The organism is Acidovorax lacteus (assembly GCF_039540375.1).
Taxonomy (GTDB): domain Bacteria; phylum Pseudomonadota; class Gammaproteobacteria; order Burkholderiales; family Burkholderiaceae_C; genus Acidovorax_G; species Acidovorax_G lacteus.
This window is the reverse complement of the sequence record NZ_BAABEX010000002.1, coordinates 65684-91014: the sequence shown is the minus strand read 5'-3', so window position 1 is coordinate 91014 and position 25331 is coordinate 65684. Positions and strand designations below refer to the sequence as shown.

Sequence of the window (25331 nt, the reverse complement as noted above, 5' to 3'; positions counted from 1 at the left end):
GCAGAGGAACATGACGAGCCAGGCCAAGACCCTTGGGAGACCCGCCGTTGCGTGATCTCGCCAAGTCAGGACCAGCTGAGGCTCGATAAGGCACTCGTCGAAGCCGTTCCGGAGTTTTCCCGCAGCTACCTGCAGCAATTGTTGGCACAGGGCATGGTCCGCCTGCAAGGGCGAACCGCGTCCAAGCCAGCTGCGCGCGTGCGCACGGGGGATCTGGTGGAGGTCGAGCTTCGCCCAACCGCACAAAGCCAGGCCTTCCGGCCCGAGCCCATGCCACTGTGTGTGCTCTACGAGGACGAGCACCTGCTGGTGGTGGACAAGCCTGCCGGGCTGGTGGTCCATCCGGCGCCGGGCCACTGGAGCGGCACGTTGCTCAATGGATTGCTTGCCAGGGACCCGAAGGCGTCTGAGTTGCCGCGGGCCGGCATCGTGCACCGTCTCGACATGGACACGAGCGGTTTGATGGTGGTGGCCCGCACCCGGCAGGCGATGGACGCGCTGGTGCGCCAAATCGCAGCCCGCGAGGTTTCTCGCCAGTACTTGGCGCTTGTCCATAATCCCTGGATCGGCGCCACGCCGCGCACGGTGGCTTTGCCTGTCGGGCGAGACCCGCGCACCCGCTTGCGCATGGCGGTGGTGGATCTGGCCCAGCACGCGGGCAAGGAGGCGCGCACCGACGTGGAGTGTTTGTCTTCGTCGGCGGAGGGCTGTGTGGTCCGGTGCACCCTGCATACCGGCCGCACGCACCAGATCCGTGTGCACATGGCGGCACTGGGGCACCCCTTGGTGGCCGACGTGTTGTACGGTGGGACGGTAGTGCCAGCGCTCAAGCGTCAGGCTCTGCATGCCTACCGATTGCGCCTTTGCCACCCGATCACGGGAGAGTGGATGCAATGGCAGTCGCTTCCGGCGTCAGATATCGGAGCTGCAGTCCAGGCGTGGGGCCTGAGCTACAATTCGGCGCTGTAGTTCCACGCTACCGTACTGCCCTGCTTGCACCGGCAAGCGGGCCCGCTGCGCAGGTGCCTCGGCCCAGTCACTCCACCTGCCGCTCAGATGCCCGACGGCCCGCCCGTCGGCCCCACGCTCCCGACGGGACAGCTGAACCATGAATTCGGTGGAAGCCAAACGGGTCCTCGAAACGGCCCTGATCTGCGCACCGCAACCTTTGACGGTGCGTGACTTGCGCACGCTGTTTGCGGACATGCTGGGGGCTGATACGCTCAAGTCCTTGTTGCTGGAACTCCAGCTGGAATGGGCTCAGCGGGGCGTCGAGTTGGTTCAGGTGGCATCGGGCTGGCGCTTTCAGAGCCGCCCCGAGATGCGCGGGTATCTGGATCGACTGCACCCCGAGAAGCCGCAGAAGTACTCGCGGGCGACCTTGGAGACGCTTGCCATCATCGCCTACCGCCAGCCGGTCACGCGTGGAGACATTGAAGACATCCGGGGTGTAACGGTCAACAGCCTGATCATCAAGCAGCTTGAAGATCGCGGCTGGGTAGAGGTGATTGGTCATCGGGAGACGGTGGGTCGCCCAGCACTTCTGGCCACGACTCGGCAGTTCCTCGACGATCTTGGACTGTTATCGCTCGACCAGTTGCCAGCTTTGCAGGACCCAGGGGCCCATGCCCAGGTAGTGGATGCCATGGCGGCCCAGTTTGCCCCGGACGTAGAGCCGATGGCGCAGGGTGAGAGTCATCCACCGCCGTCGGATACGACGGCCGATTTTTTCCCGGCGGAGGCTTCTCCGCTACCCGACACGCTCGCTCAAGCGGGCTTTATGCCATCGCCCCTGACTGGCGAGATCCCCCCTGATCCGGGGCAAGAGGTATGAACATGAATCAGGACACACCCGGCGCTCGTGCGAATCCGGACAAGCTCGAAGAGGCGGCATCCGTCAAGCCGACGAGGACTCCTCGTCGTCGATCAGAAGTATCCTCTGGCGTGCTGGGGCAGGGCTCTGCAGAGGCGGTAGAGGTGCAAGCGATGCCCGCCGAAAAGAAGGCGGCGCGTCGGCGCACTGCCGTTCCCAAGGCCGCACTGGCACCAGAGGTATCCGCAGCGTCGGGTGTTGAAGCCCCGCGCGAGGAGGCCGCTGGGCCGTTGAATACAGCGGACCCTGCTCCTGCCGCCCCAGAGCGCGCGCCGCGGTCCGATGGCGCAGGCCAGAGACCAGGCAAACCCGGGCGAGTGCCTGCTGAAGTGGGCGCCTCGCCCGAAGGGTACCGGTTTGAGGATGTGGTGTCGGGTCGCTTCGACAATGAGGATCCTGATGCCGAGTCCGTCCCATCCAAGCGGGTGCTGCAGCCCCAGGTCGAGACGCCCAAGCTGCACAAGGTGTTGGCGCAGGCCGGTCTGGGATCTCGTCTTGAGATGGAACAGCTGATTCTTGAAGGGCGGATCTCGGTGAACAACGAGCCTGCCCACATCGGCCAGCGCATCCAGTATGGCGATCAGATCAAGGTCAATGGCAAGCCCATTCGCTACCGAATCGATCCGCCGCCGGCTCGCGTGTTGGCCTACCACAAGCCGGTGGGTGAGGTCGTCACGCATGACGATCCGCAGAATCGGCCGACCGTGTTTCGAAAGCTGCCGAAGCTTGCGCATGGCAAGTGGCAGTCTGTCGGCCGCCTTGATTTGAACACCGAGGGCTTGCTGCTGTTCACCAGTTCGGGTGAACTGGCCAACAAGCTAATGCATCCGCGGTTTGGGCTGGAGCGCGAGTATGCGGTGCGCGTGCTCGGGGCTCTGAGCAACGAGGAAAAACAGCGCTTGCTGGAAGGTGTCCGCCTGGATGACGGTATGGCCGCTTTCGGGTCTATTGAGGAGGGTGGAGGCGAAGGGTCCAACTGCTGGTACCGTGTGACCATATCAGAGGGGCGCAATCGTGAGGTGCGTCGCATGTTTGAGTCGGTCGGCCATGCCGTCAGCCGTCTCATTCGTATCCGCTACGGAGCCATGCTGCTGCCCCGGGGGCTGCGGCGTGGCGCATGGATCGAATTGGACGATGTCGACATCCGGCGGCTCATGCAGGCTGCTGGAGTGATGCCAGGCAAGCCAGAGGGTAGTCGGCAAGGCGGCGGCCCTGCAGCAGAGGGGCGCCGCGCAGGCAGCGGCCGGTCGCAGCGCGACGGCAGACCTTCTGGCTCCCGTGGTGGTCGCGATGGCAGCAAGGCGGCAGGTAAGGGGGGGGGAGGGCGTGGTGCCTCGTCCCAACCAGATCCGATGAAGACTTCGGTTGGATACATCGGTCATGACAGCTTGGCACGTCAGCGGCAAGACCGGCGTCAAGCCCAGAAGCGCAACGGGCGTCGTGGCCCTGGTCGTTGAGTCCCTTGCTGAGGCCGGGCCTTCCGGCCGCTAGACCCTTTTGCAGCCCGTTAGAATCACGGGCTTTGTCTTGGCAGGCGCTTGTCTGCTGCCCCTTTCTTTGCTAACCAGGAAAACACTATGGCCATCGAACGCACTCTCTCCATCATCAAGCCCGACGCCGTTGCCAAAAACGTGATCGGTCAGATTTATGCCCGCTTCGAAGCGGCTGGTTTGAAGGTTGTCGCCGCCCGCATGGCCCATTTGTCGCGCCAAGAGGCCGAGCAGTTCTATGCCGTGCACAAAGAGCGCCCCTTCTTCAAGGACCTCGTGGACTTCATGGTGTCCGGCCCCGTCATGATCCAGGTGCTCGAAGGCGAGAATGCCATTCTCAAGAACCGTGAACTCATGGGCGCGACCGATCCCAAGAAGGCAGAGGCCGGCACCATCCGTGCCGACTTTGCTGACAGCATCGATGCCAACGCCGTGCATGGTTCTGACGGCCCTGATACCGCCAAAGCCGAAGTGGCCTTCTTCTTCGCTGGCATGAACGTCTTCGCACGTTGATGACCCCGGGGCGATGGAGCGCTTTCGTGCATCGACCCCCCAGCATGATTTGAGACTTTTGCCGCCATGAAGACCAATCTTCTCGACTTCGATCTGGATGGGCTGGCGGCATTCTGTTTGCAGTTGGGCGAGAAGCGCTTCCGCGCAGTGCAGCTATTCCGCTGGATTCACCAGCGCGGCGCAGCGGACTTTTCTGCCATGAGCGACTTGGCCAAGAGTTTGCGGGACAAGCTCGACGGCTGCGCAGTCGTGGCATCGCTGCCGGTAGTTTCCGAGCACGTGTCAGCCGATGGGACTGTCAAATGGTTGTTCGATGTGGGTGGCGGTAACGCGGTCGAAACGGTCTTCATCCCGGAGGACGACCGAGGGACGCTTTGTGTGTCCTCGCAGGCTGGATGCGCCGTCGGCTGCCGGTTTTGCTCTACGGGGCACCAAGGCTTCAGCCGCAATCTGTCGACCGCCGAGATATTGGCGCAGTTGTGGCATGCCGAGCATGCACTCCGTCGGCGTCTCGGCACCGACACGCGCGTCATATCGAACGTGGTGATGATGGGCATGGGGGAGCCGTTGCAAAACTATGCTGCTCTTGTTCCCGCGCTCAGGGCGATGCTCGACGATCACGGCTATGGTTTGTCGCGGCGCAGGGTGACCGTGTCCACGTCAGGTGTGGTGCCCATGATGGATCGCTTGGCGCAGGATTGCCCGGTTGCGTTGGCAGTGTCCTTGCACGCCCCCAACGATGCTCTTCGGGACCATCTTGTTCCCCTGAACCGCAAATACCCCCTGGCAGAACTGCTGGACGCTTGCACTCGCTACCTCGCACATGCACCCCGTGACTTCATTACGTTGGAGTACTGCATGCTGGATGGTGTCAACGACAGTCCTGCGCATGCTCGTGAACTCGTGGACATGGTTTCCTCGAGGCAAGGTGCGGGTTTTCGCTGTAAGTTCAATCTGATTCCGTTCAATCCATTCCCTGCTTCAGGGCTGCATCGTTCACCTGATCGGGTGGTGCAGGCATTCGCGCAGATTCTTGTCGATGCAGGTATCGTCACCACCGTCCGGAAGACGCGTGGCGACGACATCGATGCCGCTTGTGGCCAATTGGCAGGGGAAGTCATGGACCGTACCAATGCCGTGGACCGCATGGCCAGGCAGCGCACGATTCCTCTCAAGCCCGTCCATTGATATGTTCCCCTGAGGAGACTGCCAACGTGATCCTGTTCCCTTCTGTGCGCATGTGGTCGACCGGTCTGGCGGCTCTTGTAGGGCTGGCTGCCATCGCCTTGCTGTCCGGCTGCGCGAGCAGTCCGTCGGTAGCCACCGACGGCGCGTCGACCATCGTGACGGCCTCGGACGAGCCTGAGCAAAGGCGCCGGGCGCGCATTCGGCTGGAACTTGCGTCCAATTACTTCGAGAACGGGCAGACGACGGTGGCGCTCGATGAGGTGAAGCAGTCTTTGGCCGCAGACCCTGCGTATCCCGATGCTCACAACATGCGCGGGCTCATCTACATGCGGCTCGGTGATCTTGGCCTGGCTGATGAGAGCTTTCGACGGGCACTCGCGCTGCGTCCGAACGACGCGAATATCCTGCACAACCAGGCTTGGCTGTTGTGCCAGCAGGGTCGCTATGCGGAAGCCGATCAGGTTTTCGTGCGGGCGCTAGCCAACCCCGCGTACACCGCGCGCGGCAAAACGTTGATGGCGCAGGGCCTGTGTTTGGTCGGAGCGCAGCAGTTTGCTCAGGCAGAGCAGGTGTTGCTCAGGGCCTACGAACTCGATGCAGCCAATCCGGTGGTGGCGTACCACCTTGGGGCGCTTCTGCTGCGTCGCAACGAGCTTACTCGGGCGCAGTTTTATGTTCGCCGCTTGAACAATGGCGAGTTTGCAAATGCGGAGTCCCTGTGGCTTGGCATCAAGATTGAGCGGCAGTTGGGAGATACGGTGGCGATGCGGCAACTTGCGGAGCAACTTCGCAGACGTTTTCCAGATTCGCGCGAATTGGCCTCTTTTGAGCGGGGAGCTTTTCATGAGTGAGCAGGTCGATACGCTGCTCGGCTCGCCGGCATCGTCGCCGGCAGGATCCTCTGCCCGCACAGCGGGGCAGGTGCTCAGAGCGGCCCGAGAGTCTGCCGGCATGCATGTCGAGGCCTTGGCGATGGCCTTGAAAGTGCCGGTGCACAAACTGGAGGCGCTAGAGGCAGACCGCCATGACCAGCTGCCGGACATGGTATTCGTGCGGGCGCTTGCGTCTAGCATCTGCCGGACTTTGCGTTTGGATGCTTCCGAAGTCCTGGGATTGTTGCCGCAGACGGACAGCCCGCGCCTGAACCAGCAGCCCCAAGGATTGAATACACCGGTCAAGCCGGGTACAGGTCTGCCCTCTCCTGGAACTTTTCAGCGGGGGCCGCTGTGGCTCATCGCTGCCTTGCTCTTGGGTGCTGGACTGATCTGGTGGTTGCCCGGGGATCTGAGTTCATGGTCGCAGCGTTTGGCTGCCTCGACAACACCGGTGTCTCTGCAGCCGTCTGTATCGACGGGCGTGACGGCCACGGAACCGCCCTCGGTGGGTGCGGTTACGGTGGCGCCTCCTCCGGCGGTGGCTCCTGCGGCCGGCGTTGCCGAGCCGTCACCGACTTCGGCTATGCCTTCCTCTGCCGCGCCGGATAGTGTTGCATCGGTACCAGTCGTGCAGGCGTCTGCCCCCCACTCGCTGGGAGTCTCCATGTCGCCCGCAGGCTCGGCTGCCGTCACGGCAGCGCCTTCCTCCGCGGATGTTGCCGCGAGCGGCTTGGTTGTGTTCCGAGCCCGGGCGTCTTCTTGGGTTCAGGTGAAGGATATGGGCGGCAACGTCGTGTTCCAAAAGACCCTCGCGGCCGATGAGTCGGCTTCCGTCTCTGGGACGCCACCGCTGGCAGTGGTGGTAGGCCGTTCTGATGCAACCGAAGTGCTGGTCCGTGGCAAGCCGTTCAGTCTTGAAGGCTTGGCACGCGAGAACGTTGCCCGATTCGAGGTCAAGTGATCACCATGAACCTTTCTGCTTCCGCGATACCGTTGGCACAGCCCTTGCCCCGTCGCTCCCGCCAGGCCCGGGTATCGTGGGGGGGCCACGTTGTCACCGTCGGCGGAGATGCGCCGGTGCGTATCCAGTCGATGACAAACACCGACACGGTCGACGTCATCGGGACAGCGATCCAGGTCAAGGAACTGGCCCGCGCAGGATCAGAGTTTGTTCGCATCACGGTCAACACCCCGGAAGCCGCTGCGGCAGTCCCCCATATCCGTGAGCAGCTGGACCGGATGGGAGAGGTGGTCCCGCTGGTCGGCGATTTTCACTACAACGGACACCGCTTGTTGACCGACCATCCGGCGTGCGCCGAGGCCTTGTCGAAGTACCGCATCAACCCGGGAAATGTGGGCAAAGGCGACAAGAAGGACACGCAATTCGCTCAGATGATCGAGGCGGCCATGCGTTGGGATCGGCCGGTGCGTATCGGTGTCAACTGGGGCAGCCTGGACCAGGAACTACTGGCACGTCTTATGGACGAAAACAGTGCGCGAGCTAGGCCGTGGGATGTGCGGCAGGTCATGTACGAGGCCTTGGTGACGTCGGCTGTCGATTCGGCAGATCGCGCTGTCCAGTTGGGCATGAATCCTGATCAGGTCATCCTGTCTTGCAAAGTCAGTGGCGTACAAGATCTGGTCGCCGTCTACCGCGAACTGGCGCGGCGATGCGACTACGCCTTGCATCTAGGCCTGACGGAAGCTGGCATGGGCACCAAGGGCACGGTCGCATCGGCGACGGCGCTCTCCATCCTGCTGCAGGAGGGTATCGGCGATACCATCCGCGTTTCGCTCACGCCTCAGCCGGGTGAGGCCCGGACGCAAGAGGTGGTCGTCGCGGCAGAAATTCTTCAGTCGATGGGGCTGCGCATGTTTGTGCCCAGTGTCACCGCCTGTCCTGGCTGCGGTCGCACGACCAGCACCACATTCCAGGAGTTGGCCAAGCAAATCGACGATTTTCTGCGCATGCAGATGCCGGTCTGGAGGCAACGCTATCCGGGCGTTGAGGGCATGAAGGTCGCCGTGATGGGGTGCATCGTCAACGGCCCGGGCGAGAGCAAGCACGCTGATATTGGCATCAGCCTCCCGGGTACCGGTGAGGCCCCAGCGGCTCCTGTGTTCATCGACGGCGAAAAGGCGCTGACCCTTCGGGGGGAGCGTATCGCCGAAGAATTCCAAGCGCTGGTTGAACGCTACGTAGAACAGCGCTTCGGCAGCGCGAAGACCCCGGACTGAGTCAGTTGCCGGCGTTGCAATGCCGCGCTTTCCTGTATTGGTTTTATCCTCTTTCCAATTTTTGATCATCTAACGTGCCGTCTGCTAACTCCTCGCAAGCCGCTTCCCGCCCTGAGAAACTCGTCGGCGTGAAGGGTATGAATGACATCCTGCCGCCTGACTCGGCCACATGGGAGTGGCTGGAAGCCTTGGTGCGGGATCTGATGGCGACCTACGGCTACCGGAATATCCGTACGCCGATCGTCGAACCCACGGGTTTGTTCGTGCGCGGACTTGGCGAGGTCACGGACATCGTCGAGAAGGAGATGTATTCCTTCGAAGACCGGCTGAACGGCGAGCACCTGACCTTGCGTCCTGAGGCTACCGCAGGGGTGGTTCGCGCGGTCGCAGAGCACTCGCTGCTGTACGAGGGCGGCAAGCGCCTCTACTACATGGGGCCGATGTTCCGCCACGAGCGTCCGCAACGCGGTCGGTACAGGCAGTTTCACCAGATAGGAGCTGAGGCCTTGGGATTTGCCGGGGCCGAGGTGGATGCTGAACTGATCCTGATGGCCCACACTTTGTGGCGTCGACTCGGCCTGGAAGGCGTTCGCCTCGAACTCAACAGCCTGGGCGAGCCGCACGAACGCAAGGCCCACCGTGAAGCACTAATCGCCTACTTGGAGGCACACGCGTCGCAGCTTGACGAAGACGCACTCCGTCGGCTGCACAGCAATCCTCTGCGCATCCTCGACACCAAGAACCCGACCATGCAGGAGTTGGTGAACCAGGCGCCTCGGCTCATGGATTACCTGGGCGAGCGTTCCGCCGCGCATTTCCACCAGGTGCAGCGCATTCTGGACGCAGCCGGTGTTGAGTGGACTGTGAATCCGCGACTGGTTCGGGGGATGGACTATTACAACCTGACGGTGTTTGAGTTTGTCACCGATCGTCTTGGCTCTCAAGGCACCATCTGCGGGGGAGGTCGTTACGACTACCTGATCGAGCAGATCGGCGGAAAGGCGGCGCCCGCGGTGGGCTGGGCGTTGGGCGTTGAGCGGGTGCTCGAACTGGTACGGGAGCATGCGAAGACGCCGCCGCCGCCAGTACCAGACGTGTACGCCGTAGTGCCCGACGCCGACTCGCTGCCTCGTGTGATGCAAGTGCTGCAGCAATTGCGCCAGAGAGGCATCCGGGTGCAAATGCATGCGTCGGCCGGTGGCGAAGGCATGGGGAGCATGAAGTCGCAGTTCAAGAAGGCCGATGCCAGTGGAGCACGCGTAGCGTTGGTCTTCGGCGCCGATGAACTGGCTCGGGATGCCGTCGTGGTGAAGCAGCTGCGCGACGGCGCGGGTGTGCAGGCCGAACATTCGTTGGCCGATCTTTCCGTCTGGGTGTCCTCCCTACAATCTCAAGACCTAACCTGATACATCCCATGGCAACTCACTTGGACCTCGAAGAGCAGGAACAGATCGACCAGCTCAAGCACTTTTGGAAGACATGGGGCACTCTCATCACCTCGGTGGTCGTGCTGGTGTCTGGTGCCGTGCTGGGCTGGAACGGTTACCAATGGTGGCAGGTGCGCCAGGCCACACAAGCCGCTGCCTTGTCCGACTCCGTGGAAGCCGCACTCCGGCAAGCCGACGGCGGCCGTGCGGAGCAGGCGTTCGGCGATCTCAAGGCACGATTCCCCTCGGCCATGCAGACTGCGCAGGCCGCGCTGTCGTTGGCCAAGCAGCAGGTGGACGCTGGGCAACTGGACAGTGCCAAGGCCACGCTCCAGTGGCTTGCCGATTCCGGCCGCGATGAAGGCTACAAGTCGATCGCCCGGCTGCGCCTCGCTGCGCTATTGATGGACAAGAAGGACTACGACGCAGCCCTTGCCGCGCTGGCGGTGAAGCATCCTCCGGAGTTTGATGCGGTGGTAGCAGACCGCACAGGCGACATTCTGGTTGCACAGGGCAAGGCGGCTGAGGCGGCAGAGGCCTATCGCAAGGCGTGGTCTGGCCTGCAAGAGGGCGTCGAGTATCGTCGAATCGTCGAGGTGAAACTCAATGCGCTGGGTGTCAGCGTCGAGCCGGCGTCTGCCGGCGCCGCGGGAGGTCGCTCGTGATTTCAGTTTCGACGACGTTCACAGGCCGGCGCTCGTGGAGGGCCTGGCTCTTGGCCGCTGCGTTGGCTGCAGCCTTGCCGGGCTGCGCGCTGTGGGGAGGCAAGTCCGCGCCCAAGCCAACCCCAGCGGATTTGGGAGCCAACGTGCCGCTGCTGGGGGTCAAGCAGGCTTGGAGTGCGCGTGTCAATCCGCCTGGCAAGATGCCGCTTGAGATCCAGGCGCAAGGCGCATTGATGGCGATCCCCTCCGATGACGCGGTCACCGTATTGGATGCGCGTACAGGGAGAGAAGTCTGGCGCGCTCCGGTGGCCGAGGGGCTCAGTGCAGGCGCTGGGTTTGATGGCAGCCGCGTGGCTGTTGTCCTGCGCAGCAATGTGCTGGCAACCTACAAGGATGGCAAGGAGCTCTGGCGGCAACGTCTGAGCGGTAGTGTCTACACCAGCCCTTTGGTGGCAGGCGGACGGGTGTTCGTGGCAACCGCTGACAAGACGCTGGCTGCGTACGATGCCGACACCGGTCGCCGCCTCTGGTCGCAGCAGCGCAGCGGCGAGCCGTTGGTACTTCGTCAGGCGGGGGTGTTGGTGCCTTCGGGCAACACACTGCTTGCCGGGGCTGGCGGACGGCTTTTCGCTGTCAACCCCGACAACGGCAACCTGCTCTGGGACAGTCCGCTGGCGGTTCCCCGCGGCACCAACGACGTTGAGCGACTGGTGGAGCTGGTGGGGCGCACATCGCGTCATGGCACCACGGTCTGCGCGCGCGCTTTTCAGGCCGCGGTGGGCTGCGTGGATGTGAGCCGCGCCGCCACGGTATGGGCTGTGGCCGCCTCTGGCGCGCAGGGCGTGGATGGTGATGCGGACAAGGTGTACGCGACCGAAGCCAACGGTGCGGTGGTGGCATTCGCCCGGCGCGACGGTGCTCGGGTGTGGTCGACAGACCGTCTCAAGCACCGGCAGCTTACCGCGCCGCTGGTCCTCGGCCGCTCTGTGGTCGTGGGCGACGAGTCGGGACTGGTGCATCTGCTGTCTCGCGAAGACGGCTCGCCTCTGAATCGTTTGACCACCGATGGTTCCGGCATCGCAGCCGCTCCCGTTGTAGCAGGCGACACCTTGGTGGTGCTGACACGCTCCGGGGCCCTTTTCGGCTTCCGACCGGAGTGATTGACGCATGAAACCTGTGATTGCCCTGGTGGGGCGCCCGAACGTTGGCAAATCGACCCTGTTCAACCGGTTGACGAAGAGTCGCGATGCCATCGTGGCCGATTTTGCGGGGCTTACGCGGGACCGGCACTACGGGAATGGCCGTCAGGGCAAGCGCGAGTTCATCGTGATTGATACCGGCGGCTTTGAGCCTGATGCCTCAGCTGGCATCTACCGCGAGATGGCCAAGCAGACGCAGCAGGCTGTTGCCGAGGCCGACGTAGTGGTGTTCGTGGTGGATGCCCGAGCAGGTTTGTCGGCTCAGGATCACGACATTGCGAACTATCTCCGGCGGTTGGGCAAACCTACCGTGCTGGTCGCCAACAAGGCGGAAGGGATGCTGGAGGGCGTGCAACTCGCAGAGTTTTACGAACTCGCGCTGGGTGAGGTTCAGGCAGTCTCAGCGGCTCACGGACAGGGCGTACGCTCGCTGGTTGACCGAGCGCTGGACCTGGTTCCCTGGGCCGGCGAGGAGAGCGAAGACGCTGGTGAGGATTCCGGTGCGATCCGCCTGGCGGTAGCTGGCCGCCCCAACGCGGGCAAATCGACCTTGATCAACACGTGGCTGGGTGAGGAGCGCCTCGTCGCCTTCGACATGCCGGGGACCACGCGCGACGCCATCACCGTGCCGTTTGAACGTGGAGGGCAGCGCTACGAGCTCATCGACACCGCAGGGCTGCGCCGTCGCGGCAAGGTGTTTGAGGCGATTGAAAAATTTTCTGTCGTCAAGACCTTGCAGGCCATCGAGTCGGCGCATGTGGTCTTGCTCCTGATCGATGCAACCCAGGGCGTCACCGATCAGGATGCCCACATTGCGGGGTATGCGCTGGAGAGCGGGCGTGCGGTCGTATTGGCCATCAACAAGTGGGACGCGATCGACGACTACCAGCGGCAGATGCTCGAGCGTTCGATCGAGACGCGACTGGCATTCCTCAAATTTGCGCCGCTACACTTTATTTCGGCGAAGAAGCGGCAGGGGCTGGGGCCCCTGTGGACGGCCATCGGCGAAGCGTACCGCTCGGCCACCTGCAAGATGCCCACCCCGGTGCTGACGCGGGTGTTGCTCGAATCGGTGCAGTTTCAGAGTCCGAAACGAGCAGGGGGATACCGTCCCAAGATGCGCTACGCGCACCAGGGAGGCATGAACCCTCCGGTGATCGTGATCCACGGAAACTCGCTGGAGCACGTCAGCGATGCGTACAAGCGCTTCCTGGAAGGGCGGTTCCGCAAGGAGTTCAAACTGGTGGGCACTCCGCTGCGCATCGAGTTCAAGACCGCGCACAATCCCTACGCTGACAAACAGGACGCCTGAGACCTCGTGCGCACCCGGTGGTGCGGTCGGCGCTTGGGCGCTTCCACCTCGTGTAAACGGTGCTGCCGATCATTGCCCAGGGGGGGCATCCCGGATCCGCGACATAGGGCGTGGCGCTGCCGCCAGCCGGTTGTTAGGCGAGCATTGGGCCGTCCGATTGGGGCGGTTTTTCGTAAGGGTGTTCCGGCTGTAAGCTGCGAAAGGCTTGATCGCTGTGGTAACGTGCGCCATCACAACAACACCTTGAACACGGAGAATATCGTGAGCAACAAAGGCCAACTTCTGCAGGATCCCTTTTTGAACGCCCTGCGCCGGGAGCACATTCCGGTTTCGATTTACCTGGTGAACGGGATCAAGCTACAAGGGCAGATCGAGTCCTTCGATCAGTACGTGGTGCTGTTGCGCAATACCGTGACGCAAATGGTGTACAAGCACGCCATCTCCACCATCGTCCCTGGGCGCGCCGTAAACTTCAGTGTGGCCGACAACGGCGACGCGAGCAACGGCAACCCCGGTTAATCGTATGACCCGTCAATCCGCACCTGTGGCGGACGGAGGCGATTTCCTTGCGTGACACGCAGCAGGCCCGCACACCCAAGGCCCTGCTCGTTGGCGTCGATTTCGGCAAGGAACGCTTCGACGTCGAACTCGAAGAACTCGGTCTGCTGGCCCAGACGGCCGGTCTGGAGCCGGTGGCACGCGTAGTCTGCAAGCGTCGTGCGCCGGATGCGGCCCTGTTCGTGGGGTCGGGCAAGGCCGACGAAATCCGAGAGCTGGCGCTGATGCACGGCGCGACCGAAGTGCTGTTTGACCAGGCGCTTAGCCCTGCTCAGCAGCGCAACCTGGAGCGGCACGTCGAACTGCCGGTCAACGATCGCACTTTGCTCATCCTTGAAATCTTTGCGCAGCGTGCGCGCAGCCACGAAGGCAAGCTGCAGGTGGAGCTGGCCCGGCTGCAGTACCTGAGCACAAGGCTGGTGCGCCGCTGGAGTCACCTGGAGCGCCAGCGCGGCGGTATCGGAACGCGCGGCGGGCCAGGCGAGACGCAGATCGAGCTGGACCGCCGCATGATCGCCGAGTCGATCAAGCGCACCCGTGAGCGGCTGGCCAAGGTCAAGAAGCAGCGAGCTACCCAGCGTCGCCAGCGCGAGCGCAACGACGTGTTCGTGGTGGCGCTTGTGGGGTACACCAACGCAGGCAAGTCCACCCTGTTCAACACCTTGGTCAAGGCCAAGGCCTATGCGGCCGACCAGTTGTTTGCCACGCTGGACCCGACGACGCGTCAGCTCTATCTGGGCGAAGCGGGGCGTGCGATTTCGCTGTCCGACACGGTGGGCTTCATCCGCGACCTGCCGCACAGCCTGATCGATGCGTTCGAGGCCACGCTGCAGGAAGCCGCCGAGGCGGATCTGCTGCTGCATGTGGTGGACGCCTCCAACCCCGACTTTCCGGAGCACATGGACGACGTCCAGAAGGTACTCAAGGAAATCGGGGCGGATCAGGTGCCGCAGATCCTGGTGTTCAACAAGCTCGATCGCATGGCCGACGCACAGCGGCCACCGCACCTGCTGGACTCCTACGATCTGCAGGGCGTGGAAACACCGCGCATCTTCATCAGCGCGCAGGCCGGGCTGGGCCTGGCAGAACTGCGTGCCGAAATGGCCCGACAGGTGGCGTTGCGGGCCGACATGCCCCCAGGGGGGCGTCCCGTATTGGACGAGCCCGAGGATCCTTTGGGCACAATGCCTTGAGTTGTGGACATCTAACCCGAGTTGTTTCGAATGAATCCCTTCCATGCTTCGCGCCGCGCAGTGGGCCTTGCGTCCGGCTGGCGCAGGATGTTCAACCTGAACGACCCCCGATGGGGCCGCGGCCCCGATGCCGGCGATGACGAGCGCCGCCCGGAGGGCGAGCGTCCACCAGCGCCGCCGCCCCCGCCCACGCCGCCAGGTGGTGGCAACCGCGGGCCCCAGCCCGGGGGGCAGCCGCCGGATCTTGATGAACTGTGGCGCGACCTCAACCGCAAGCTCTCCGGCCTGTTCGGCAAGCCGGGGGGCAACGGCGGTGGCCGACAGGGGGGAGCGGGAGGCTTTCAGCCCGACATGAAGGGTGCAGGCATCGGTCTGGGGCTGATTCTGGGCATTGCCTTCGTGATCTGGATGGGTACCGGCATCTTCATCGTTCAGGAAGGCCAGCAGGCGGTGATCACGCAGTTCGGCAAGTACAAGGAAACCAAGGGCGCCGGTCTGAATTGGCGTCTGCCGTACCCGATCGAGCGGCATGAACTGGTGTTTGTCACGCAGATCCGCTCGGCCGACGTGGGCCGCGACACCATCGTCAAGAGCACGGGCCTGCGCGAGTCGGCCATGCTCACCGAAGACGAGAACATCGTCGAAATCAAGTTCGCCGTGCAGTACCGCCTGAACGACGCACGCGCGTGGCTGTTCGAGAGCAAGAACCCGGCCGACGCCGTGGTACAGGCCGCTGAGACGGCAGTGCGCGAGGTCGTGGGCAAGATGCGCATGGACACGGCTTTGGCTGAAGAGCGTGACCAAATCGCACCCCGCGTGCGTACGCTGATGCAGACCATCCTCGACCGCTACAAGGTCGGCGTCGAGGTGGTGGGCATCAACCTGCAGCAGGGCGGCGTGCGCCCGCCCGAGCAGGTGCAGGCTGCGTTCGACGATGTGCTCAAGGCAGGCCAGGAGCGCGAACGCCTCAAGAACGAAGCCGAGGCATACGCCAACGACGTGGTCCCCCGTGCCGTGGGTTCTGCCTCGCGTCTGCGTGAGGAGGCCGCCGCGTACAAGGCGCGTATCGTGGCGCAGGCCCAGGGCGATGCGCAGCGCTTCTCATCGGTGCTGGCCGAATACCAGCGTGCTCCGCAGGTGACCCGTGACCGCATGTACCTCGACACCATGCAGCAGATCTACGGCAGTGTGACCAAGGTGCTGGTTGAGTCGCGCCAGGGCTCGAACCTGCTGTATCTGCCGCTGGACAAGATCATGCAGGGCGTGGCTGCGCAGCCCTTGGGCAGCAGCGAAGCCATGGTGAACCCGTCTTCCTCTCCCGCCGCCAACCCCGCGCCCATGGCCGGGTCGGCCGACCCCCGCAGCCGCGACAGCAGTCGCAGCCGTGACCGGGAATCCCGCTAGTAGGAGCCCCACGTGAATCGAATCGGATTTATTGCCTCGTCCCTGCTGGTGGCGCTGGCGCTGCTCAGTTCCATGGTGTTCGTGGTGGACCAGCGCCAGTTCGGCGTGCTGTACGCGCTGGGCCAGATCAAGGAAGTCATCACCGAGCCTGGCCTCAACTTCAAGCTGCCGCCGCCGTTCCAGAACGTGTCGTACATCGACAAGCGCCTGCTCACGCTCGACAGCAGCGACACCGAGCCCATGCTCACGGCCGAAAAGCAGCGGGTGGTGATCGACTGGTATGTGCGCTGGCGCATCTCCGAGCCGTCGGACTACATCCGCAACGTGGGTCTGGACGAGCGCGCCGGCGCTGTGCAGCTCAACCGCGTGGTGCGCAACGCGTTCCAGGAAGAGATCAACAAGCGCACCGTGAAGGAGTTGCTCTCCGTCAAGCGCGAAGACCTGATGACCGATGTGCGCCGTGAGGTGCTGGAAACCGTGCGCGGCGAAAAGCCTTGGGGCGTGGACGTGGTGGACGTGCGCATCACGCGCGTGGACTACGTCGAGGCCATCACCGAATCCGTGTATCGCCGCATGGAAGCCGAGCGCAAGCGCGTGGCCAACGAGTTGCGCTCCACCGGTGCGGCCGAGGGTGAAAAGATCCGCGCCGACGCCGAGCGCCAGCGCGACATTCTGATTGCCAACGCTTACCGCGATGCGCAGAAGATCATGGGCGAAGGCGACGCAGAAGCCGCCCGCATCTACGCCGAAGCCTTCGGCCGCGATCCGCAGTTTGCGCAGTTCTACCGCAGCCTGGAAGCCTACAAGGCCTCGTTCAACAAGAAGTCGGACGTGATGGTGCTGGATCCGTCGAGTTCAGAGTTCTTCAAGACCCTGCGCAACGGTTCGGCAGGCAACGCAGGCGCTGCGGCCAAGAAGTAACGCGGCGGGGCCTACCGCGGCCCCCTCATGGGGCCGCGGCCGCTAGGGTGGCACATCTGCGGATGTCGGCCGAGTCCCTTCAAATGTTGTGGCTAAAAGTGGCTGCGGCCCAACAAAGTCAAGCACGAGCCGCTCCTGTTTTGGGAGCGCTCAAGGCCGTCGTGGCGGCCTCGCACAGCCTGCTGCACGGCAGCCCTACACGGCGTGAACGCCCGGCTGCGTGCGCGCAGTCGGGCGCTGCCGTGGACGGTGTGAGGGCCTTGTCTGAGCTGGGTTTGGGCGGCTGCGTACGCTGACACGCCATACTCCGATGGCCGTGCAGGCGATCAGCAGGCGTGGCTGCACGGCGGGACTGGCCGTGACACATCTCTGCGTCGACCGCCCAACCCATCTTCCCGGGGTGTGACCGCCTGTCGCGCCTCTCCTTTTCTCGTTGGATCTGAGCATGGAACTGCAGGACGCGCTTTATTCCCAGGGCTTTGGCACCCGCCGCATCTGCGCGGGCCTGGTTCAGCAGGGCTGGGTCGAGTATGCAGAGCAGGGCGGTGACTGGCAGACAACCCAGCAGGCCAGCCACGATGTGGAGCCCGAGGGCCTGCGCCTGCGCGTGCAGGGCACCGAATGGCCGTATGCGCGCTTGGCTTACCTGGTGCTGCACAAGCCTGCGGGCACCGAATGCTCGCAAAAGCCGTCGACCTATCCCAGTATCTACACACTGCTGCCCGCGCCGCTGCGCCAGCGGCCGCACAAGGGCGGCTTGATGGGCGTGCAGGCCATCGGGCGGCTTGACCAGGACACGACCGGTCTGCTGCTGCTGAGCGACGACGGGGCTTTCATCCACCGCATGACTTCGCCACGCAAGCATGTGCCCAAGGTGTACGAGGTGGGCACCAAGCATCCCGTCACGGACGTGCAGGTGCAGCAGTTGCTTGCGGGCGTGCTGCTCGACGGCGAAACCTCGCCGGTGCGGGCCGCTGCATGCGTGCAGACCGGCCCGCACGCGCTGCAGCTCACACTGACCGAAGGCAAATACCACCAGGTCAAGCGCATGGTGGCGGCCGTGCACAACCGGGTCGAAACCCTGCACCGCTCGCGCATCGGAGGCTACACCCTGCCTGCAGACCTGGCCCCGGGGCAATGGCGCTGGCTCACCGAGGCCGATCTGGCGCTGATGACGGCTTCCGGCGCAGCAGCACACGCCTGAGTGTTCTCCGGTGGCAGCGCAGTGTCTGTTTGAGATCGGCGTGTGCTGGGGGGCAAGCACGAGTGACCCGCATGGCGGGGCGGGCGCAGGCCGCCGGCTCACGGCAGGCAGGCCTCGGTGAGCGGGGCCGTGTGCGCGGGTGCAGTCGCGCGCTGTGCGGTGCGGATGGAGGCTCGATGTTCCGGAACGCCCTCAGCCCCTGGCGTGGGCGGCGGGCCAGTGCTGCCCTTTGATGTGGGCCATGAAAGCTCCTTGCCTTGGCCTTGGGTGGCGTAGGCGGCGGCTACACTTGTCGCCTGTTCGTAAGCTGTTGGTGTCGTGATGTTTCGTAGTCTGGGGCGCATGCTGGCGTCCGTGGCGGTGGCATGTGGTGCCGCGGCCGTCTGGGCGGCCCCGCCGCTGTTCGTGCTCAACTCCCTGGAGGCCAACATCAGCGTGATCGACCCGGTCACATGGACGGAAACCAGCCGCATCCCTACTGGCAAGGAGCCGCACCATCTGTACCTCACGCCCGACGAGAAGTCGCTGATCGTCGCCAATGCACTCGGCGATTCGCTGACCTTCATTGACCCGCGCACCGCCCAGGTACAACGTACGGTCCGCGACATCATCGACCCGTACCATCTGCGCTTCACGCCCGATATGAAGTGGCTGATCACGGCGGCCAACCGGCTCAACCATGTGGATTTCTACCGCTGGGATGGCAAGGACCTCACGCTCGCCAAACGCGTGTCCACGGGGCGTACGCCCAGCCACATCTGGGTGGACAGTCGCAGCCAGGTGGCCTATGTGACCATGCAGGACAGTGATGAGCTGGTGGGCATCGACATTGCCACGCAGACCATCCGCTGGCGCATCAAGACCGGCCCCATGCCCGCCGACGTGTACGGTCGGCCCGACGACCAACTGCTGTTCGTGGGTCTGACGGGGGGCGATAGCGTGGAGGTGTTCGACATCTCGGGCCGCGAGCCCAAGGCCGTCAAGCGCATCAAGACCGGTGCAGGCGCCCATGCATTCCGCGCGGCCGGGGATGGTCGCCATCTGTATGTGAGCAACCGCGTGGCCAATACCATTGGCCGCCTCGACATGCAAACCCAGACACTGGTGGCCACCTATCCCGCACCGGGTGGTCCGGATTGCATGGATGTGTCGGCCGACGGCCGCTACATCTACGTGACCTCGCGCTGGGCGCGCAAGCTCACCGTGATCGACACCGAAACGCGCAAGGTGGTGCGTCAGGTGCCGGTGGGCAAGTCGCCCCATGGCGTATGGACCTTGCAGCACGCGCCGCGCTGACGCTGCGCACCCCGCAGGAGCCCGCCATGGCCCGCCCGTTCAATGCTATTAAATTGGTAGCTGCTTGTGCTTGTTTGGTCAGCACGAGCGCCGGTTTTGCCTGCGATAAACCATTGTACCTCACCCTGGACACCGGTCACATGGGCGTAGCCCCGCTGATTGCCCAGGTGCTGCAGCGCCAGCAGGTGCGGGTGACCTTTTTTGCCGCCCACGAACGCACCCAGGAAGGTGACGGCAGTCTGGGCGATCACTGGGCGCCCTGGTGGAAGGCGCGCGCGGCCGAAGGCCATGCGTTTGCGTCCCACACCTGGGACCACACCTACTGGCGGGCCGACCTGGGGCAGGGCGATGCGTTGGCCTTTCGCGTGCGCCCTTCGGCCGGGCCGCGCCAGGGGCAGAGCTTCACGCTCACGGCAGCCGAGTACTGCGCAGAGATCCGCAAAGCCGCCGACCGGCTGCAGGCGCTGACCGGGCAGCCGCCGCTGCCACTGTTTCGCGCGCCGGGCGGCAAGACCTCACCGCAGCTGGTGCGGGCGGCCGAGGCCTGCGGCTACCGCCATGTGGGCTGGTCGCCGGCCGGCTTCCTGGGCGACGAACTGCCCAGCGAGACCTACAGCAACGACGCCCTGCTGCGCAAGGCGCTGCGCGATATCCGGGCGGGCGACATCCTGATGGCCCACCTGGGCATCTGGTCGCGTAAGGACCCCTGGGCCCCGGCCGTACTCGAGCCGCTGATCGCGGGCCTGAAGGAGCGGGGTTTCTGCTTTCGCACACTGCGCGAGCACCCGGTGTACGGACAGCCGCTGGCCGCAGTGCCAGCGCGATGAGGTGAACGATGGAATGGTCGCCTGAACGCTGGTTCAACGATGCCCAGCAATGGCTGTTCGAGGCCGTGGTGCAGCCCGTGCTCTTCCATGCGGGCCTCGGGCATGTGCTGGAAGACGGCTACGCCGCCACCGGCTGGCTCTTGGTGGGCCTGCTGCAGCTGGTGGTCATCGTCGGGTTGATCGGGCCGTTGCAGCGCCTGTGGCCGGTAGAGCCGGTGCGCGACCGCGCGGCCGTGCGCACCGACATCCTTTACACCCTCATCCACCGGCTGGGCGTGTTCCGTGTGGCGCTGTTCTTCACGCTCGGGCCGGTACTCGACAGTCTGTTCGGCAGCCTGCGCGCGGCGGGACTGGGCACGTTCCATCTGGATGATTTGTGGCCCGGCGTGACCGACATCGCCTGGGTCAGTCTGCTTCTTTATCTGGTGGTGTTCGACTTCGTGGACTACTGGATCCACCGCGGCCAGCACCAGTTCGAATGGTGGTGGAAGCTGCACGCGCTGCACCACTCGCAGCAGCAGATGACGATGTGGAGTGACAACCGCAACCACCTGCTTGACGATGTGCTGCGCGACCTGATCATCGTCACCGTGGCCCAGCTCATTGGCGTGGCGCCAGGGCAGTTCATTGCCATCGTGGCCATCGCGCAACTCAGCGAAAGCCTGCAGCATGCGAATCTGCGGCTGGACTTCGGTCGCCTGGGCGGGCGGCTGTGGGTCAGCCCCTGGTTCCACCGCCGGCATCACAGCATTGGCATTGGTCACGAGAGCACGGCGCGCAATGGCCGTGTGGTACTGGGCGGGCACAACTTCGGGGTGCTGCTGCCCTGGTGGGACATGCTGTTTGGCACAGCCATTTTCGACGGCCGCTACGAGCCGACCGGCGTGCGTGATCAGGTTGAGCCTGGAGTCGACGGCCGCGTGCGCGACTACGGCCGTGGTTTCTGGTCGCAGCAGTGGCGCGGGGTACTGCGCCTGATGGGACGCAACTGATCTCCAGATTCGAAGGGGATTCTGGGCAAGCGGGTATGCTTGGCTCCATGCGCTTGTTGCTCGACGCTTTCTGGCGGGCCGCCGCCTACTGTCTGCATCCCCGGGTCATTGGGCTGTCCATGCTGCCGCTGGGCCTGATGGTGCTGCTGGCCGTAGGCTTGGGCTATTTTTACTGGGACGCCGCCGTCCAGTGGGTGTTGGCCTGGATCGAGACCGCCAGCTGGCTCAGCCGGCTCTGGGCCTGGCTCAAAGACCTGGGCTTTGGCGACGTGACGGGCGTGGTGGCCCCTCTGCTGGTGGTGTTGCTGGTCACACCTGTACTGGTGGTGGTGGTGCTTCTTATCGTGGCGCTCTTCATGATGCCCGCCTTGGTGTCGCTGGTCACGGAGCGCCGCTTCGCCCATCTGGAGCGCAAGCAGGGCGGCTCCCTGCTGGCCAGCCTCGCGTGGTCGCTGGGGTCCACGCTGCTGGCTGGGATTGCGCTCGTGGTCTCAATGCCGCTGTGGCTGGTGCCGCCCCTGGTGCTGATCCTTCCGCCACTGATCTGGGGCTGGCTGACTTACCGTGTGATGGCGTTTGATGCGCTGGCCGAGCACGCCTCGCGCGAGGAGCGGGTCGAACTGTTCCGCCGTCACCGCGGTGGCCTGCTGCTGATCGGCGTGGTCACGGGTTACATGGGCGCTGCGCCCAGCCTGGTCTGGGCCTCGGGCGTGGTGTTCCTCGCGGCGTTTTACATCCTGATCCCGATTGCAATCTGGATCTACACACTGGTGTTTGCCTTCTCCTCGCTGTGGTTCACGCATTTTTGCCTGGCGGCGCTGGAGCGTCTGCGTGCCGAGTCGCCCTCGGGCGACGTGGTCGCTCCTTCAGCGGTGGTTGCGGACGATGCCGGTGCTGCGCGCACGGCCTTGCCCACCGCCACACCCTCTGCAGACGCTGCACCGCCTGCGCTGCCTTCCAACCAAGCCCCTGCCCCATGACCGCTGTCACCCCCGCGTTCCACGCCATCATCGTGGGCGACGAAATCCTGTCCGGCAAGCGTGCCGACAAACACCTGACCAAGATCATTGAACTGCTGGGCGCCCGCGGCCTGGCGCTGTCGCAAGCCGAGTACGTCGGCGACGATCCGGCGCGGATCACGGCCATGCTGTCGCGGGCGTTTGCCACGCCGGGCACCGTCACGTTTTCGTGCGGCGGCATCGGCGCCACGCCCGACGACCACACCCGCCAGTGCGCGGCCGCAGCGCTTTCGCGCCCGCTTGTTCTGCACCCCGGAGCGGCCGACTTGATCCGCGAGCGCATGCGCGATGTGGCCGCCGAGCAGGGCCTGCCCTATGAACCCGATCGGCCCGACAACGTGCACCGCCTCAACATGGGCATGTTCCCGGACGGCGCTGCCATCATTCCCAATCCCTACAACAAGATCGCAGGTTTCAGTTGCAGCCAGCCCGGTGGCGGTGCCGTGTACTTTGTGCCGGGCTTTCCCGTGATGGCCTGGCCCATGATCGAGTGGGTGCTTGACCAGCACTACGCCGAGCACTTCAACCGCACGCCCCAGACCGAGCATTCGGTGATCGTCATGGGGGCGATGGAGGCTTCGTTGACGCCGCTCATGGAAAGTGTGGAACGCGAGCACCCAGGGATCCGAGTGTTCAGCTTGCCCAGTGTGGATCATCCACAATACGGGCGCCATATCGAGCTGGGCGTCAAGGGAGCCGCGCAGCAGGTTCCTGCGGCTTGGGTGCGCCTTCGCCAAGGTCTGCACGAATTTGGTGCAACGCTTGGCCCTGAAATGGTGCGAACCTTGTGAGTGTGGGTCGGGTGACTTGTGTTGCACTTTATTGGTGCGCAGGCCCGTGCTGAGGTGCACCTTTGCCCGCAGCCTGCTCCTTCCCTGTGCGTGTGTGCACTCGCCTGGCACGCAAACTGCTTAGATACCGGCGTCATTTTTTAAACCGCGCTTTTCCAGGAGAACCTGATGGCCAAGACCGTTGCAGACGTGATGAAGATGGTGAAGGAGAACGAAGTCAAGTTCGTGGACTTCCGTTTCACCGATACCCGCGGCAAGGAGCAGCACGTGACCGTGCCGATCTCCCACTTTGACGAAGACAAGTTCACCACCGGTCATGCGTTTGACGGCTCGTCCATCGCAGGCTGGAAGGGCATTGAGGCCTCGGACATGCAACTCATGCCCGACCCGAACACGGCCAACATTGACCCGTTCTTTGAAGAAACCACACTGTTCCTGCAGTGTGACGTGGTGGAGCCCAGCGACGGCAAGGCCTATGACCGTGACCCGCGCTCGATCGCCAAGCGCGCCGAAGCCTACCTGAAGGCCTCCGGCCTGGGCGACACGGCCTACTTTGGTCCGGAGCCCGAGTTCTTTATTTTTGACGGCGTGCGCTGGAGCAACGAGCCCGGCCGCGTGTTCAGCGAAATCGAAGAATACGAAGCCCCCTGGAACTCGGGCGCCAAGCTCGAGGGTGGCAACCGTGGCCACCGTCCCACCACCAAGGGCGGCTACTTCCCCGTGCCTCCGGTCGACAGCACGCAAGACATGCGCGCCGAGATGGTCCTGATCCTCGAGTCGCTGGGCATTCCGGTTGAGGTGTTCCACCACGAAGTGGCGGGCGCAGGCCAGAACGAAATCGGCACCAAGTTCAGCACGCTGGTCGAGCGCGCCGACTGGACGCAGGTCCTGAAGTACGTGGTCTGGAACGTGGCCAACGCCTACGGCAAGACCGCTACCTTCATGCCCAAGCCCTACCAGGGCGACAACGGCTCGGGCATGCACGTGCACCAGTCGATCTGGAAGGATGGCAAGAACCTGTTCGCTGGTGACGGCTACGCAGGCCTGAGCGATTTCGCGCTGTACTACATCGGCGGCATCATCAAGCACGCCCGTGCCCTGAACGCCATCACCAACCCTGGCACCAACAGCTACAAGCGCCTGGTGCCCGGCTTTGAAGCTCCGGTGAAGCTGGCCTACTCGGCCCGCAACCGCTCGGCCTCGATCCGCATTCCCTACGTGGCCAACCCCAAGGGCCGTCGCATCGAAGCGCGCTTCCCTGATCCCTCGGCCAACCCGTACCTGTGCTTCTCGGCCCTGATGATGGCCGGCCTGGACGGCGTGGAAAACAAGATCCATCCGGGCGAAGCCGCCACGAAGGATCTGTACCACCTGCCGCCCGAAGAGGACAAGCTGGTGCCCACCGTGTGCCACAGCCTGGACCAGGCCCTGGAGTATCTGGACAAGGACCGTGCCTTCCTGACCAAGGGCGGCGTGTTCACCGACTCGATGCTCGACGCTTACATCGAGCTCAAGATGGGCGAAGTCACGCGCTTCCGCATGGCACCCCACCCGGTTGAGTTCGACATGTACTACTCGCTGTAATTGCAGCGACGGTGCATTGCACAGAAGGCGGCTTCGGCCGCCTTTTTTGTTCTGGGCCTATTGTTGTCACCGCATCGGCCATGCTGGTCTGTTGGGAACCACGGACATGCACAGGAGTCTGCCGATGGAGGTCTTTGGTTGATCCACACGGCGGCCATTGACTGTTTGGCGGACCCCGGTGATTCGGGGGATACTCCATGCAGCGCCTGCATGACCGTGCGAGGACACCGAATGAAGAATACCCTGATCACGCTGACCACCTTGACCCTGCTCTTGAGCCTGCCGTTTGCCGTGACGGCTCAAGACCGTATTTATCGCTGCGGCAACGAATACACCAACAATGCGCAACAGGCACGCGAGCGTGGCTGCAAACTGGTGGAGGGGGGCAATGTGACTGTGGTGCAGGGCGCGCGAGGTGCCAGCGGCAGTGCCGCGCCCGCAGCCGCCGCCGCTGCGGCGGCCCCGGCGGCGCCCGCATCTCCGCCCTCTGGGCCGCGCGTGGACAACAACGACCAGCGTGCCCGCGACGCAGATGCGCGGGCGATTCTCGAATCGGAATTGCGCAAGGCGGAGGCACGTCACGCAGACCTGGTACGCGAATACAACAACGGGAATCCGGAGCGCAATGCGCTCGATCTGCGCAACCCGCAGCGCTACATGGAGCGTACGGCCGAGCTGAAGGCCAGCGTCGCGCGCGCTGAGAGCGACATCGCAGGGATCAAGCGGGAACTGAGCCGCCTGCCGCCTGCCCCGCCTCGGTGA

24 protein-coding genes are annotated in these 25331 nt (G+C 64.0%); all 24 read left to right on the top strand.

What is annotated here, in order from left to right:
- Nucleotides 1-51 precede the first annotated feature (51 nt).
- Entirely contained in the window at nt 52-969 is a 918-nt protein-coding gene (locus ABD866_RS01260; protein ID WP_345060421.1) for an RluA family pseudouridine synthase, read from the top strand.
- A gap of 139 nt (nt 970-1108) precedes the next feature.
- A complete protein-coding gene (gene scpB, locus ABD866_RS01255; RefSeq protein WP_345060419.1) occupies nt 1109-1834 on the top strand; it encodes an SMC-Scp complex subunit ScpB in 726 nt (241 codons plus the stop codon).
- Between the two features lie 2 nt (nt 1835-1836).
- Entirely contained in the window at nt 1837-3330 is a 1494-nt protein-coding gene (locus ABD866_RS01250; RefSeq protein ID WP_345060417.1) for a pseudouridine synthase, read from the top strand.
- A gap of 120 nt (nt 3331-3450) precedes the next feature.
- Nucleotides 3451-3876: a nucleoside-diphosphate kinase gene (gene ndk / locus ABD866_RS01245; protein WP_345060414.1), complete on the top strand. Its 426-nt coding sequence runs from the start codon at nt 3451-3453 to the stop codon at nt 3874-3876.
- Nucleotides 3877-3942: 66 nt separating this feature from the next.
- Nucleotides 3943-5064: a dual-specificity RNA methyltransferase RlmN gene (gene rlmN, locus ABD866_RS01240; RefSeq protein ID WP_345060412.1), complete on the top strand. Its 1122-nt coding sequence runs from the start codon at nt 3943-3945 to the stop codon at nt 5062-5064.
- 50 nt (nt 5065-5114) lie between these two features.
- Entirely contained in the window at nt 5115-5915 is an 801-nt protein-coding gene (pilW, locus tag ABD866_RS01235; protein WP_345060472.1) for a type IV pilus biogenesis/stability protein PilW, read from the top strand.
- The gene (locus ABD866_RS01230; protein ID WP_345060410.1) at nt 5908-6900 is read left to right on the top strand and encodes a helix-turn-helix domain-containing protein; all 993 of its coding nucleotides are present in this window, start codon (nt 5908-5910) and stop codon (nt 6898-6900) included. The genes pilW and ABD866_RS01230 overlap by 8 nt, the downstream gene beginning before the upstream one ends.
- A gap of 5 nt (nt 6901-6905) precedes the next feature.
- Nucleotides 6906-8177, top strand: coding sequence for a flavodoxin-dependent (E)-4-hydroxy-3-methylbut-2-enyl-diphosphate synthase (gene ispG / locus ABD866_RS01225; protein ID WP_345060408.1), 1272 nt, complete (start codon nt 6906-6908; stop codon nt 8175-8177).
- A 137-nt stretch (nt 8178-8314) separates the two neighbouring features.
- Entirely contained in the window at nt 8315-9583 is a 1269-nt protein-coding gene (hisS, locus tag ABD866_RS01220; RefSeq protein ID WP_345060406.1) for a histidine--tRNA ligase, read from the top strand.
- Between the two features lie 8 nt (nt 9584-9591).
- Nucleotides 9592-10269, top strand: a complete 678-nt coding sequence (locus tag ABD866_RS01215) for a YfgM family protein (protein ID WP_345060404.1) — start codon at nt 9592-9594, stop codon at nt 10267-10269.
- A 50-nt stretch (nt 10270-10319) separates the two neighbouring features.
- On the top strand, nt 10320-11429 hold the full coding sequence (bamB, locus tag ABD866_RS01210; protein WP_345060402.1) for an outer membrane protein assembly factor BamB: 1110 nt from the start codon (nt 10320-10322) through the stop codon (nt 11427-11429).
- A gap of 7 nt (nt 11430-11436) precedes the next feature.
- Entirely contained in the window at nt 11437-12780 is a 1344-nt protein-coding gene (der, locus tag ABD866_RS01205) for a ribosome biogenesis GTPase Der (protein ID WP_345060400.1), read from the top strand.
- A gap of 261 nt (nt 12781-13041) precedes the next feature.
- A complete protein-coding gene (gene hfq, locus ABD866_RS01200) occupies nt 13042-13299 on the top strand; it encodes an RNA chaperone Hfq (protein WP_345060470.1) in 258 nt (85 codons plus the stop codon).
- A gap of 41 nt (nt 13300-13340) precedes the next feature.
- A complete protein-coding gene (gene hflX, locus ABD866_RS01195) occupies nt 13341-14531 on the top strand; it encodes a GTPase HflX (protein ID WP_486303664.1) in 1191 nt (396 codons plus the stop codon).
- A gap of 30 nt (nt 14532-14561) precedes the next feature.
- Nucleotides 14562-15935 carry an FtsH protease activity modulator HflK gene (gene hflK / locus ABD866_RS01190; protein WP_345060396.1) on the top strand — a complete coding sequence of 458 codons (1374 nt, stop codon included), beginning with the start codon at nt 14562-14564 and terminating at the stop codon, nt 15933-15935.
- A gap of 12 nt (nt 15936-15947) precedes the next feature.
- The gene (hflC, locus tag ABD866_RS01185; protein ID WP_345060394.1) at nt 15948-16856 is read left to right on the top strand and encodes a protease modulator HflC; all 909 of its coding nucleotides are present in this window, start codon (nt 15948-15950) and stop codon (nt 16854-16856) included.
- A 445-nt stretch (nt 16857-17301) separates the two neighbouring features.
- Nucleotides 17302-18060, top strand: coding sequence for a 16S rRNA pseudouridine(516) synthase (locus ABD866_RS01180; RefSeq protein ID WP_345060392.1), 759 nt, complete (start codon nt 17302-17304; stop codon nt 18058-18060).
- A 342-nt stretch (nt 18061-18402) separates the two neighbouring features.
- Nucleotides 18403-19356 (top strand): YncE family protein, encoded by a 954-nt coding sequence (locus tag ABD866_RS01175; RefSeq protein WP_345060468.1) that lies wholly within the window; start codon nt 18403-18405, stop codon nt 19354-19356.
- Between the two features lie 26 nt (nt 19357-19382).
- Nucleotides 19383-20183, top strand: coding sequence for a polysaccharide deacetylase family protein (locus ABD866_RS01170; protein ID WP_345060390.1), 801 nt, complete (start codon nt 19383-19385; stop codon nt 20181-20183).
- Between the two features lie 8 nt (nt 20184-20191).
- Nucleotides 20192-21175: a sterol desaturase family protein gene (locus tag ABD866_RS01165; protein ID WP_345060388.1), complete on the top strand. Its 984-nt coding sequence runs from the start codon at nt 20192-20194 to the stop codon at nt 21173-21175.
- A gap of 47 nt (nt 21176-21222) precedes the next feature.
- Nucleotides 21223-22155 carry an EI24 domain-containing protein gene (locus ABD866_RS01160; protein WP_345060386.1) on the top strand — a complete coding sequence of 311 codons (933 nt, stop codon included), beginning with the start codon at nt 21223-21225 and terminating at the stop codon, nt 22153-22155.
- On the top strand, nt 22152-22985 hold the full coding sequence (locus ABD866_RS01155; protein ID WP_345060384.1) for a competence/damage-inducible protein A: 834 nt from the start codon (nt 22152-22154) through the stop codon (nt 22983-22985). Before ABD866_RS01160 ends, ABD866_RS01155 begins: the two co-directional genes overlap by 4 nt.
- A 168-nt stretch (nt 22986-23153) precedes the next feature.
- The gene (gene glnA / locus ABD866_RS01150; protein ID WP_345060382.1) at nt 23154-24569 is read left to right on the top strand and encodes a type I glutamate--ammonia ligase; all 1416 of its coding nucleotides are present in this window, start codon (nt 23154-23156) and stop codon (nt 24567-24569) included.
- A gap of 231 nt (nt 24570-24800) precedes the next feature.
- Nucleotides 24801-25331 carry a hypothetical protein gene (locus ABD866_RS01145; protein WP_345060380.1) on the top strand — a complete coding sequence of 177 codons (531 nt, stop codon included), beginning with the start codon at nt 24801-24803 and terminating at the stop codon, nt 25329-25331.